Source organism: Roseobacter sp. MED193, assembly GCF_000152965.1.
Classification (GTDB): domain Bacteria; phylum Pseudomonadota; class Alphaproteobacteria; order Rhodobacterales; family Rhodobacteraceae; genus Pseudophaeobacter.
Genome location: NZ_AANB01000012.1, coordinates 91892 through 105133, shown reverse-complemented (window position 1 = coordinate 105133; position 13242 = coordinate 91892). Strand labels below are relative to the sequence as shown.

The 13242-nt window shown below is 56.6% G+C and carries 11 protein-coding genes; 3 read left to right on the top strand and 8 right to left on the bottom strand.

Translation table 11 applies throughout. The features are described 5' to 3' along the window. Positions 1 to 5: 5 nt before the first annotated feature. Together MED193_RS01640 and MED193_RS01635 are read left to right on the top strand one after the other, a co-directional pair. A complete protein-coding gene (locus MED193_RS01640; protein WP_009807885.1) occupies positions 6 to 2234 on the top strand; it encodes a N,N-dimethylformamidase beta subunit family domain-containing protein in 2229 nt (742 codons plus the stop codon). A 59-nt stretch (positions 2235 to 2293) separates the two neighbouring features. Further along, the gene (locus tag MED193_RS01635; protein WP_009807884.1) at positions 2294 to 3184 is read left to right on the top strand and encodes a GntR family transcriptional regulator; all 891 of its coding nucleotides are present in this window, start codon (positions 2294 to 2296) and stop codon (positions 3182 to 3184) included. A 508-nt stretch (positions 3185 to 3692) separates the two neighbouring features. Here MED193_RS01635 and MED193_RS01630 read toward each other — a convergent pair. The 8 genes from MED193_RS01630 to MED193_RS22825 all read right to left on the bottom strand — a co-directional run bounded on the left by MED193_RS01630 (position 3693) and on the right by MED193_RS22825 (position 12128). Beyond that, the gene (locus tag MED193_RS01630; RefSeq protein ID WP_009807883.1) at positions 3693 to 5606 is read right to left on the bottom strand and encodes a type IV secretory system conjugative DNA transfer family protein; all 1914 of its coding nucleotides are present in this window, start codon (positions 5604 to 5606) and stop codon (positions 3693 to 3695) included. Positions 5607 to 5621: 15 nt separating this feature from the next. Beyond that, positions 5622 to 7550 carry a relaxase/mobilization nuclease domain-containing protein gene (locus MED193_RS01625; RefSeq protein WP_009807882.1) on the bottom strand — a complete coding sequence of 643 codons (1929 nt, stop codon included), beginning with the start codon at positions 7548 to 7550 and terminating at the stop codon, positions 5622 to 5624. Then, on the bottom strand, positions 7543 to 8265 hold the full coding sequence (locus MED193_RS01620) for a helix-turn-helix domain-containing protein (protein ID WP_009807881.1): 723 nt from the start codon (positions 8263 to 8265) through the stop codon (positions 7543 to 7545). The genes MED193_RS01625 and MED193_RS01620 overlap by 8 nt, the downstream gene beginning before the upstream one ends. Before the next feature lie 511 nt (positions 8266 to 8776). After that, positions 8777 to 8953, bottom strand: a complete 177-nt coding sequence (locus MED193_RS23030) for a hypothetical protein (RefSeq protein WP_198133842.1) — start codon at positions 8951 to 8953, stop codon at positions 8777 to 8779. A gap of 375 nt (positions 8954 to 9328) precedes the next feature. Continuing rightward, positions 9329 to 10369 (bottom strand): nucleotidyl transferase AbiEii/AbiGii toxin family protein, encoded by a 1041-nt coding sequence (locus MED193_RS01610; protein ID WP_009807878.1) that lies wholly within the window; start codon positions 10367 to 10369, stop codon positions 9329 to 9331. Further along, positions 10369 to 11031: a DUF6088 family protein gene (locus MED193_RS01605; RefSeq protein WP_009807877.1), complete on the bottom strand. Its 663-nt coding sequence runs from the start codon at positions 11029 to 11031 to the stop codon at positions 10369 to 10371. The genes MED193_RS01610 and MED193_RS01605 overlap by 1 nt, the downstream gene beginning before the upstream one ends. 139 nt (positions 11032 to 11170) lie before the next feature. Then, the gene (locus tag MED193_RS01600; RefSeq protein ID WP_009807876.1) at positions 11171 to 11509 is read right to left on the bottom strand and encodes a DUF736 family protein; all 339 of its coding nucleotides are present in this window, start codon (positions 11507 to 11509) and stop codon (positions 11171 to 11173) included. A 472-nt stretch (positions 11510 to 11981) separates the two neighbouring features. Further along, the gene (locus MED193_RS22825; RefSeq protein WP_009807875.1) at positions 11982 to 12128 is read right to left on the bottom strand and encodes a hypothetical protein; all 147 of its coding nucleotides are present in this window, start codon (positions 12126 to 12128) and stop codon (positions 11982 to 11984) included. Between the two features lie 46 nt (positions 12129 to 12174). Between MED193_RS22825 and MED193_RS01595 the strand changes: the two genes are divergently transcribed. Further along, positions 12175 to 13155 carry an HNH endonuclease gene (locus tag MED193_RS01595; protein ID WP_009807874.1) on the top strand — a complete coding sequence of 327 codons (981 nt, stop codon included), beginning with the start codon at positions 12175 to 12177 and terminating at the stop codon, positions 13153 to 13155. The last annotated feature ends 87 nt before the right edge of the window (positions 13156 to 13242 follow it).

Here is a 13242-nt window from a genome sequence, read left to right as displayed (position 1 = left end):
CTAGAATGCTGCCAATAGTTGGATATACAAACAAACTGACTGTAGAGCCAGGTGAGACCATTGACGTGATGGTCAGTTCGTTCGGGGCTAAATCCTACCGCCCCGATTTCCGCCAGATCATCCAAGGTGATACCAATCCCGACGGTCCAGGCTACAAAGACAAGCTGATCGACCTCGATCTCGGCGGCGCGCGTGATGCCATCGCCAAGCCCTTTCTGCCTGGCTCGTGCGTGCTGATTCCCGATTTGGACGCCCTTGGTCAGATCGACGAATTTACCCTCGCGGCGGTTGTGAAACCCTCTCTGCTTGATGGGCGCAGGCGTAGTATCATCGCCCTTCCGGGCCTTGCCGAGATTGGCATCGATGAAAAGGGCCGACTGACCGGCGTGGCGGGTGGGGCGTGTCTGACCAGCGCTACGCCACTTTCGACCGAACATTGGCATATCGTCTCTTTGAGCTATTCAAAAAGCGATGGTTTACTGTCGCTGGCCATGTCACAGGATCACGACGCGGCAAGCGAGCCGCCGCGCGCGGAAGTCATTTCAGCCCCGTTGGATCGAACAGGTGAAACCGCAAAGGAATGCATCATCGCAGCAACCCGTGGGCCAGACGGCGCCTTGACAGGCTTTCTGGACGGCCGCGTAGACCGCCCGGCCTTGTTCAACACCGTTGTTGCCCCCGAAACACTGCGAAACCTGCTTGGCGATTTCGCATTGCTGCGGCGGCAACGCTCTTTGCTCGGGGCATGGGATTTCTCACACAAGATGACAACGCAGACCATTTGCGACATCTCGCCCTATCAACTGCATGGCCAAATCCACAACGCCCCCACCCGCGCGATGACGGGTTGGCTCTGGAAGGGGCAAGAGCTGGATTGGAAACTGCGCCCGGATCTTTATTCGGCGATCCATTTCCATTCGACGGACATGTATGACGCCGGCTGGGACGTGGATTTCTCACTCACAATCCCCAAGGATTTGAAAAGTGGTGTCTATTCGGTACGGCTGGTGCCAGATGGCGATGAAGATAACGCCTATTATTGCGTCTTTGCCGTCCGTCCCCCACGCAACAAGCCATCGGGCAACAAGGTCGCCTTCCTTTTCCCCACCTGCAGCTATCTGGCCTATGCCAACCACCGGCTGGGCATGGATGTGCCGGGTACTGAAATCGGCATGGGCCGCGCGGTCGAGCTTGATCACCACCACATGTTCCTGCAGGACAACCCCGGCATCGGATTTTCAGTCTATGAGACCCATGATGACGAAATGGGGGTTTTCCACAGCTCACGTCTACGCCCCATTGTTGACCTGCAACCAAAGGTGAAATCATTCCTTGGTGGGTTTGGCTCCAATATCTGGCAGTTCAATGCCGACACGCATATTCTTGGCTGGCTGGATGCCATTGAACAGGACTATGACGTCATCACCGACGAAGACATGCACGAAGACGGCCTGAGGTTGTTGCAGCGCTATAACGTCATCCTGACCGGCACCCATCCCGAGTATTACACCCGCAACATGGTCGAGGCCCTGCAAGGTTTCACCGATCGCGGCGGTCGGTTGATGTATCTGGGTGGCAATGGCTTTTACTGGGTGGTCAGCTTCAACGAAGACATGCCCGGTATCATGGAATGCCGTCGCTCTGAGGCCGGGATCCGACCCTGGGAGCCCGGGCACGGCCAATTCTATCACGGCTTTACCGGTGAATACGGAGGATTGTGGCGGCGCAATGACCATCCGCCGAACCATTTGTGCGGCGTTGGCATGACCTCTCAGGGTTTCGATGTGTCGGAACCTTATGTGCTCAGCCCCGAGGCCACCAATCCGCGCGTGGCGTTCATTTTCGATGGGATCGAGGGACCAAAAATCGGCGATTTCGGACTTGCGGGTGGCGGGGCTGCAGGTCTTGAAGTCGACCGGGCAGATGCGGTGCAAGGCACACCCGGACACGCGCTGGTTCTGGCATCGTCCACCCGGCATACCGACATCTACCTGATGACCCCCGAAGACCTGTTGGATCCAACCCCGGACTGGAGTGGGACACAGGCGGACATCATCCGTGCCGATCTGACCTTTTTCGAAACCATCGGCGGCGGCGCTGTCTTTTCCACAGGCTCGATTGCCTGGGCAGGCGCCATGGCCTGGAACAGCTACGACAATGAAATCGCCAGAATGACGGCCAACGTGTTGCGGCGTTTCAATGATGAAACACCTTTCGATATGCTGCCGCAATAGGCCTTTTTCAATGGCGGGACATTGTGTTATCCCGCATGAGAAATGCAATTGGAAGCACCATGAACGCCAAGGCCTCAAAAAGCGATTTACAGGTCCGCCTTGCCCGGCAGTTATTGCAACTTGTGGCGGACGGCGAGATCAAACCGGGCCATCACCTGCGTGAGGTCGAACTTTCCGAACAGTTTGGAGTGTCCAGAACCCCAATACGTGCAACCCTGAACTTTCTTGTAGGTCTCGGCGCGGTCGAGAAGCTGGCAAACAGAGGTTTCTTTGTGGTTGCCCCTGCCTCAGTCGCTTTGAAGACGATCAAGCAGTTGCCAAAAGAGGACGATGAGAAGCTGAAAGAGCAGATTGCCAAGGACTGGTTCAATGGGAAAGTTCCCAAGGAAGTGTCCGAGGGTGAAATCAGAACCCGCTACGACCTTGGCAAGATGACTGCCTCGCGGGTGTTGGGCACGCTCGCTGAAGAGGGATTAGTTTCGCGCATGCCGGGTTACGGCTGGCAGTTCGAACCCACTTTGAATTCAGCATCCGCCCATGATGAAAGTTTTGATTTCCGGGCTATGGTCGAGCCCGCCGCGCTTCTGAGCCCGGAGTTCAGATATGACGCGGACCGGGCGGAAAGCCTGCGCACCCGCCATGAGAGAGTGCTGGGTGGGCGACGCCAACACAACTTGGCTGAAATCATCCGGCTGGATGAGGACTTCCACGAATTCCTTGCAAAATGCTCCAACAATCGTTTTGTCGTTCAGGCCGTCGCGCATCAGAACCGTTTGCGTCGCTTGATGGAGTACCAGTCGTTGATAGATGCCGGACGTCTGACAGACTCCTGTCTGGAGCATATCGGGATACTGGATAATCTTGATCGCAAGGATCTCGTCGGCGCGTCTGCGGCCTTGCGGGACCACCTAACCAGAGCGAAACAAGCGGGTCCGGAGTTTAACGACTAGGCTAACTTCGACCTGGTGATGCGGGCGTGATTTGTCTCGGGCCGCGCAATTGAATCGGCCGCATTCCCATTGCTGTAAATGCAGATTTGTCTTTGACAATTCTGATTTCGCATCCTGTTCAGTGTCAACTGGTTGAAAAACTCTGCGTCCCGGCCTTCGAAATCGGCCCCAGCAAATGGGCAAATTGAAATCTGTTGAGATCAGAACTGATTGATGATCAGCCTTGTGGATCTGCTGCGCGGCCGCAAACGCTCCGATTGAAAAGCGGCGGATTTCGGTGTGAGACATCGCAGTAGCTGCACAAGTCTGCTTTACCCATATGGATCTCGCTGCAAAACGTTCGAACGACCGATCTTCTGGCTGCGCTGCAGCGCCAAGTTCTTCCGCTGTGCTACAATTCTTTTCCTGCGAGCGCATGCAGCAGGTTTCTTACACTTCCGCATTGGGCTCAATTTGTGAATTCGCTATGGCTTGCTCCAACGTCCGCTGTTGGTCGCGACGGTAGGTTCTATTCCCCTAACATCTCCTCAATCATCTCTTCCCGCATATCTAGCGTTCGCTCCCAAGCCTTCGGTACATCCGCCTCGCGCTCCAACGTCTCCGGCGTAGGCTGCTGCTCCATCTCAACCCCTTCGGCCATGACCCGCATCCCCCGCGCCTCGCGCCGTTCCGCACGTTCTCGCGCCGGCGGATGGCCCGCGGTATCATTCGCCCCCTGCGCTCTGTCTTCGTCACTTCCGACACCCCATGGCCCAACACCTTCCACACTTGGCGGATAAGGAAACGGCATGTCCTTCTGTTTGGCGTCCATCGCCTTAAACACCGGATCATCGAAATACTTCACCCTTTGCGCTTTGATCGGATGCTGCGGTGAAGCGAGAATGATCACCTCATCAGGATCCATCAGACGCGCCTCAGTTTCTGACAACAACGGCCGCTCTTCCAATCGCGCCGATGTCGAGGTCGCACCCAATATCCCCTTGTTCCGCCCATACATCCGCGTCACAGCTTCCCGCGTTGTGCTCCCCACGGCAGCCGACACCTCCTTCACCGTCCGCTGATCCCGCGGCGTGATGTAAAGCTTCAGCCCTGCCCCGTTCTCCAAGCTCTCGCGACCTTCAGATCCATAAATCCGATCCAGCGACGCCAGGGACTGCGCGATCATCGCCACCCTGCCACCGTAGCTCGCCAACGAATGGATCGCGCGCTCCAGATATGGCATCGCGCCCATCTGCTGGAATTCATCAATCATCATCATAACGGGCCATGGCTCGTCTGGTCCCGGCTCTTTCAACCGGATTGACGCGATCAAGTCCGCGAACATTAGCCGCAACAGTGGTGCCAGCGTCGCGATATGATCCTCAGACACCGCAATATAGAGCGACTGCGGCGTCTTGCGGAACGTCGCAAAGTCAAAATCGCTGTCCTGCGTGGCTGAGCGTACCGCCGGATTGTCCCATTGCTTTAGACCCGCAGTCATCAGCGCCTGAATATTCGACGTCAGCAATCGCGATGACGCACTCGCCGCGTTGGTCCAAAGCTCCCGTAGAATGGCTTCCTCGGCCTCATCGGCATAGGTTTTGTATTGCGCATTCTTGTACTCACCGCCCGCAACGATCTTGTTCACTTCGCCAAGGTTTGCCGTCCCCCGCTGGATCGCCAGCAGACAGGCGGCCACAAAGATCGACTTGCCCGCTTCAGAGAACGTATCCAGCGTCTTGTTATCCTTATCGAGGAACAGATCGGCCAAGATGCTGACTTCGGTGAACCGCTGCGCAAAGGTTGGTGCTTTGGCGATGCGCGACAGCGGATTGTAGCGATGCGTGGCATTGGACCAATCAAAGGGGCTGAAGCGATAGACCTCATCTCCATTGAGCGCGCGCAAACGAGAGGTTTTCTCAAAGTTCTCGCCTTTGACATCGAGCACCACAACCGAGCCTGCGAAGGCCATCAAGTTCGGTATCACGAAGCCAACACCCTTACCGGCCCGCGTTGGGGCCACCATCATCACATGCGGAATGGCCGCGGAGGAAATGAACCCGCCCTTTGACCTTGGCAGTCCGAGCTTGCCGCAGACAAACCCCTCCCCTGGTTCGTGGAGCATGTCGTTTTTCATAAGCTCGGCTTTGGTTTGCCAATGGGCTGAACCATAGTCATCGCGTTCTTTCTTCCAGGTCCATGCAAGCGCAAGACCACCGAGCCCGAGGGATCCAAAGCCAACGGCACCGTAAGCCACCTTGAACGCTTCGGGGTGTGCCGCGCGCAATCCCGTGCTGGCATTCCAAACCGCCAACATGTCGAAATTCCCAAACCCCGTGCGCAGCGCCAAGGTTAGATAGAAGCTGGCAACGATTGTCCCGAGGATCGCGCCGCAGATTGCGCCAAAGGGCAGGGCAGCCCAAAGAGGAAATGCTTTGTTCATCTGTTCATCCTCGCTCTAGAATTCCATATCGTCGTCGAGACCACGATCGCGCCCGAGATCTTTGCCCAAGGCCTGAGCCTCTTGCTGCCCTTTGAGCTGCGCCACTTCGGTTGCCTTGTCCTGCTGCAGACTGGATGCGCGATCGGTGAACACTTGGTCGCCGGTTTCTTCGAAGGTCATTTCCAAGAATTCTTGCGTGACGGTGATCTGATCGATCTTGCTGGGCAACACGTCATCAAGGACTTCATAGTTCCCACGCCGCAGCTCGCCGAGGCCTTCCTCACCCAGCTCTTTGAACAACTCGGCCTGCAAGGTGCGCTCAACGGTTTCTTCTTGGGCTTCCGACAACTGCCCGTCGCGCAGCATATCCGCCAAATCCTGCAGATAGGTATTGGGGCTGCGATCATCCTCATCAATCAAAGGCAGGTCTGCCGCTTCTTCCTCTGCAAGGCCGAGTCCAATTGCGACGCCCAGTTCTTTGGCCCGCTCGGTCAGGGCTTCCATAACCCCGTCCACACGTTCCAAGGCCCTATCGAGTTGCTCATCACTGGCACTCTCGACCGTCAGCCCGTCTTTGCTCAGGACGGCATTCATATCACGCTCAACCCAGTCCTGCGCCATGCCATAATTCTTGGTGCCGCCAGCTGTGATGCGTGCGACCAACTCGTCACCATCCATGCCCGCCTCATCAGCCTGCGCGAGAACATCTTTCAAGCCATCGCCATTGCCCGATTGCAGTGCTGCGATCAGCACCTCGCTTCCTGCACCAGGCGGATAGGGCTCTTCAAGCTGCTTACCAAACCGGGTCCGCAATTCTGGGTCGGGCACCATCTGCGACAGATCTGCGATGACAGGAGCGGCCTTTGCCTCAAACGCTGCGCGTTCGGTTACATCCAATTCTTCGGCCTTCAGCCGCAACGCTTCAATCGTGCGCTCAGAATAGTCGATGGCATCACCGACGGTTTTGATGTCTTTCATATCGATCTCTCCTTCGGTGAACTTCCACGGGGTGACTGTGCCAAGGTTGTTGGCCATGCCACGCACGGCGCGGGCCAGATGGCGCTGATCCATGCGGTCCAGCAGGTCTGCAAACTCGGTGTAGTCTTTGGCAAAGCCCACGACTTGGGCTTGTGCGACGGCAGACTGCTCAGCCGTCATGATGATCTCGCGCGGCAGTCGTGCTTCTTCTTTGGCGCGGTAGATTTCAGCGAGGCCTGCGGGCTTCTCAAAGATGCCGCGCTCAAGCCGCGTGGTGGCATCGAGCATGACGCCGTAGCCTTCGGCGATCTCGGCCTGCTTTTCGCGCATCAGCTGCGGCGACATCACGCCTTCGGCCCAGCAAGAAAACCACGTGCCCTGATCGAGGCCGCGATTGTTCAGAATGATGTGAGCATGTTTGTGGGCGCGGTCGTCATGTACGGCGAGAACGTAATCCCACTGATCGCCATACTCACCGCTCTCAAAGAAATGCTCTGTCCAATCCACCGCAATATCGCGCACCTGATCGACGGTGACGTCCGTTGGAAACGACAGCAGCATATGCGAGGTGAAACCGAGCTTGGTCGATCCGCGCCATGTCTCGGACCAAGCCTCGATGATGTCGGCCTTCTGATCCTCAGACAGCACCGCGTCTTCGGTCAGGGCATTGGTCATGGTTGAATAGGTATAGACTGCCTTGTCATTGATATAGGCAAGCTGATTGCCAAGAGAGGCCTGCGTCTTGCAGCCCCCTGCCCTGATCCGCTTGAACACGGCCGCGCGGCTTTGACCACTGGCGGCCTTGGCGACGTTGCGCGCTGACATCGATCCCACGCGCCCAAAGCTGCGCCCCTGCCGCCGACCCGCGATGCGCGCATCAATCCGCGCCGCTGCTTTGCCCCGGATCCGCTCATCCTCCCAGAGCTTCCCCATGACAGAGCTGTAGAGGGCAAGCGGATCAGCCATTGGAGATGTTCCGATCAACAACGGCATCGCTTGCCTTCGACGCAACCCCTCCAGCTGGAGCCAAAGCTACCGACACCCGCGCCCCTTCGCGGCCGCCCTCTCCGGCCACCAAGCGCAGCCCGGATGCTGCCCGCGCAGGCTCTTCTGGATGCGCCCGCAGGGCAGCATCCCCTTCTTCCTTTAACGGCCAATCCTGCTTGCGCCTGACCTGCGCTGCATCCTTTATCTGGCCGAGCTCACGGCTCATGCTCTGCGCAAGATCAAGCAGGTCTACAAGCAATGCGCGGTCCTCAAGCGACACGGAAATCTTGCCGCGATGCACAGCCTTTGCGAGCGCCAAACCGGCATCACTGACATCCTTGGCTTGTCGCCAACTGGCACAGAATTCAGCAACCAAATCGCGCGGCACATCAAGGAGCCCACACCGCCCACGCAACACTGCATTGAGGGCTTGCGAGCGGTTGGCAAAACCACGTGTCTGCCACTCCGCATCAAAGGCTGCGAGCTCTGACGCTGAGGCGCGGAAACTGACCCGCTCAGAGGGATCACGCACAGCGAGACCTTCACCCTGCTCTTCCTTGGCAAGCCGCGTCACATGCCTGCGCGAGACGCCGTAGGCTTCGGCCAAGACCTTTGGGGTTTCACCTGCATGGTAGCGCCGCGCCAGTTCAATGCGCTGCTCCAGCTTGAGGCGTTTTGGTCTTCCTGTCTTCATCACAAGCGTACCTCGCTACATCCAAAATCAAACATCCGACGGCGCGTGCGAGGCAGCGTTTGCAAGCAAACGCGTTCGCGCGTGTTGGTGGATTCTTTCTTGCGTGGCACGCTCTCAGACCCCTCGGACAAATGTCGCAGACAAGTGGCATATCCTGCCAACGTCCTTCTCTTCTCCTTCCTTCATATATCAATAATACATATTGCGCAATTTATCTTTTTGCATGAATTCGATTTCTATGCGCTTCACGCCGCTTCCCAGAGGCCACACCAACTATCAGAAACATTCTGACTGACCCTGTTGGCAGCTCGCACAAAGCGAGCGCGGGCCTTCACCTACAAAACACCACTCATGGGTCTGCACCCTCAAGGCGCATCAAGTGATAAGCATGAAAACACCAAGAAAGCTGACGTCCGACCACGTCGGCATCAGCTTCTGCAATTGCCTATCAGGGCTTCCTACAGGAGGTCTCTGACCCCTGCGGATCACTCAATCCGCAGGGGTCTCTGGCTCAATGAGCCAGATCATGAGAGCGCAGATCTGCACAGCGATCTTGTGCGATCAGAGCCTCGGTTGCGAGGCTGTCGATGACTTCGGGATGGTCGCCTTCTTCAAAGGCTGAGAGGTAGGTTTCAAAGGCCATGTCAGCTTGCAGTTCTGCGAGGTCGAGGGATTGTTCGTATGTCATGTTGTGATCCTTTCCATTGATCGTCGTTGGACGGATCGTGGAAAAGACCGGAGGCATCAGAGTGGGCTGCACCCAACTAGGGGCGCAATGAAATGGAGCACGCGACGGGCGATGTTTGTTGTGCGCAAAGCGCAAGGCGTCAGCCGTCCAGAAACCTCGCCCAAGCGTTGCAGACCGCTCGCCTCCGGGCTAGCGATCTGATGGGCCAACAGGTCAATGGGAAGGGGCACAACGGGATGATAGATCGAACGTCGTCCACCAGTTTCCCTGCACTCGACAGAGGACCGTTTTACGCGCTCAAGCGCGAAGTCGCGGCAAACCACACACAAGCCAAACCGCCGCGCAACATTTGATCACAGCCTCAAAGCCGCCGGATCATGGTTGGTTCAACTGGTCCTCGAGAGACCCTATCGACGCCAAGATTGCATCGAAGGGTGGGGCTTCACCAAAGATCATAGCTTCGGTATTTTTGTAATCACCGATCAACCGCGTGGCCATGTCGTCAGACGGTAAGAGAGAAAATGTGCCAGGTTCGGCCGTGGCGAGGTTGAAATCAGGACGGTTAAAAAATGTCTTCGCGTGGGCCACACAGTCCGCGCCCAACTCAATGTCTGCAACAGCAGCTTTGCCCGTCTCGGTTTCCAACATGCAATGCAGATCGTAGTAGTGGCGCGAGATGCGCTGCCCGTCCTGCTTCAACTCCCCGCGCGTATCAAACCAATTCCGCAGCCCGTGCAAGATGACGACTTTATCCCAAAAGGTGCGCTCCGCATCGATGGTTCGCACGTCTGGGACGTCAAGATCGATGCCGTCCAAATCATCCGAGATGTAAGGACGGATCAGTTGCGGGCTGTTCGGGTCGAGGGCTGATTTCGCACCGGACTCGATTTTGACTGTCGCTTGAACATAACCCGTGTCGGAGCCGTCGACCCGTGGGTACCAGACAAGCAGCGTCTGTCCCGTTCCGTCGTCAGGATCGATTTCGATCCGCCCTTCACCAACCGTGTCCTCGGCGATCAGTTGGGATAACGCCTCAAGAAGCGGTCCCGTAATATAAGCTTGGCAATCGTTCTGGATCGCCTCAATGGCAGCTTTGCGTTTCTTCCCAGAGAGCGCGGCCAGCTCCTCGGGCGATGCCCCATGGCCAAGATCATCGCGAAAGACGGTCACATCGATGTCTTCGGAAAACCGATCAATCAAACCGTAGGCCTTTGAGACGGATGTCCCCCCTTTGAACAGGAGCCGTGGGCCACCAGCAGGAAGCCGATGGTAGAGCGCATTCAGCGTCCAGCAGACCCAGAAGTCTTTCTCGATATTGATCAGCGGCGCGCCAAGCCTATTGGCAGTAGTGAGAAACAGATCAGCACGATCTGCAGCACTGGCAGCAATGATCTTCTGAAAACCTGCGGTGCTCATCACTGATCTCCCTCTGCCGCATCAAACAGAGGCGCACGCAAAATATCCTGCATCCAGATCGGCATGGCCGACAGGCCTGCCTTCAGATCATCAGCAAGACCCGAACCCGATTTTTTATCGGCAAGCAGACGCCGGACAGTCTTGCGGACAACCGCCCCTTCGACATCATTCGACATAACGTCATGAAGCCAGTGCAAGGCCTGAACCAGATACATGCCCGGCCGCCCCGCCCAGTATAGCCGACTTGGGGCCGCATGTTTGAAGACGATCTTTTGATTGCCCAACGTGACCGGCTTGAGCCGTGCATCGACCAGCACCTCGATTTTGGCTGGCACAGCATTGGTAAGACCAAGCGTGTTCGCAGCCGTCATGCCATCGATCAGCCAGCGGACTTGATCACGGCGCGCGATCGCATCGATGACAGCGCGGTAGTCTGGTACAGTTGATTTTCCTGTCAGTGCATTCTGGGCTGGCTTGTCGTAGAGCCCACGCTCAATGCGACGCAGTTGGCCAGACGCCACCATGCGTTGCAGCGCTTTGTCGACGGCAGCGCGAGCGCCAATGTCAGCAAAATCGGCCGGCGTCCACACTTGGCGCGGCGCATCATTTATGCGCGCGCGCAAGAGATCTGGCAGTGTTTTGGGTTGCGCATCATCTGTCATGTCCGAAATATGCCACAAGTTTCGGACAAATGCGAGTCCGAAGATTACTACATATTTCGGACATACATACTTCACGCGAGGTCGAAATCTCACATCTGCACGCATTAAGCCAGACCGCCGAAGCGGTCTGGCTTGTTTGTTAAGCGGCCTCTTTGGGACCCCAGGGGATGATGGCCTGCAGGGACATGTCATCTTGGCTCGCGGCTTTGCCAAGGTTGGCGTTGAAGGCGTGATCGCGGACCGTCAGGGTGAAGTAGTCAGAGCCGGTGTCCTTGTTCTGCTTCTTCCAGATGCCACCGCATTCGACCAGTTTGCCGCGAGGGGAGCGGCCAAGGACGCGGTGCGTCGGTGCCATGGGGTTGCTGCTGGCGATGGGTTCGACTGTGATGTCGATGTCGAAGTTTAGGGTTGAAATGGACCCTACGCCTTTTGCTGTTTCGATATCGTCGCTTGTGAATTTGATGCAGTTCGTGGTCATTGCTTTTCTCCTTGTTTGCGTTGCAATGATGGTCACTTTGCAGCTGGCTAAGGCCCTTACACACCGAAGGCGAAGCGCAGCGGAGAGGGGCAGGCACCGCTCTTTTTGTCCCGCGAGGAATGGCCCACCTCTTGTCTTTGGTGGGACAGGGGAAAAAGATCGGTGACAACCTTTGTGGATGGGACGACAGCTGCGACCAGCATTATCGAGCAACTCAACACATATGGAGAAAGCCGGTGACTACGTCGCTGCAATCGCTCAAGCGATATTAACACCGCAATAAGGTTGGCGAAGTCTCGCACCCCAAGTCGATAAAAGCAAAGCATCCGAGCCATGCTACGGCCCAACCCAAGCACCGCAATCACTTTCCCAATTTCGGCCTCGTTGCAACTGTGCTGGCGGTTCGACCTGCTCAAGGACAAGAGGAACCCCCGCAGCAATAGCCAGCAAGTCACGGTCCATCTGCCGATGGCTATAACAAGCTTTTGAAGCCTTGCAGGTTATGAGGATCGGCAGCAGCTTCAGCAAATGACGTATACAAAAAGATCTGAGACATGCCCTTGAATTGCAGGGCTGGCAAAAACAGATAAAAACAATCCAATCCTACCAGTGCGATCACATTCGCTCCTGACAATCAATTTACCTAAAGAAAATCGAAACCAATTATGCAGAATGATATTGACCTCCATGCCTTCGAAATAGAAGCCTCATGTACCTATCGTGGCGAGGACTACTGCGTTCGAGACAATGGCGCTGTTCTGCGTCGCGCTCGGGCGGCCAAACGCAAGCGTCCCCTAGATGAAACCTGGACGTTCGGCACGCCGAGCCCAAGCGATGGCTATATGGCCGTCTCTGCGCACAAGGTCCACCGGATCGTCGCAACGGCGTTCAACGGTGAGCCACCAAGCAAGGGCCATGTTGTCGACCACATCGACACGAACCGGCGCAACAACCGCCCCAATAACCTCCGATGGGTCACTCGGCTCGAGAACATTCTCCTCAATCCGATCTCGGCAAAGCGTGTAGAATTTCTCTACGGCAGCATTGAGGAGTTCCTTGCTGATCCACGTAATCCAAAAAATGGCACGCTGACTAAGGATTTCGAATGGATGCGGGCTGTCTCACCCTCCGAAGCGGCGACCAGCCGCAAGCGTATGCTTGACTGGGCGCAATCTGACCGCCCGTCAGGCAGCGGCACGCTCGGCGACTGGATATTTGGGCGTGACGCCACTCCAGAAGAAGAACCCACTGAGCAACTCGTCACCTCAAAGACCCCTGGAGCCGTCCAGCGCAACTGGCGAGTGCCCGCAGAGTTTCCGCTATGTCCTGACACGACGGAGGAAATGCCGCTGGACACCTACTACCGCCGCTTGAAGGAAGGGTCGGTAGCTGTCGTTACCCCCTTCGATCAGACCATAGTTGGCAAAGCAGCCAAATCCGCCGATTGCACCGCGCTATTCATTCTTGGTGCGCATGGCGAGGGTGCTATCAAGCCTTGGTCTCTTGCGCAGGTGACATTCGAGGACAACACGTTCGTCCATGAGAGTCTTGGCACCTTTTTCACAAAGGAAGGGGCGGAGAAAGAATTCACCCTGGCGCAGGGCTTACCTTGGGAAGGCGGAGAAACATTTGATGACTTCTGTTAAACTGCAGTTCGATCAACCTTGGGCCACAAACAACATGAGCGGTTTAAGCACCAAGGCCAAAAACGCGGCTCAGAATCCATACTAAAA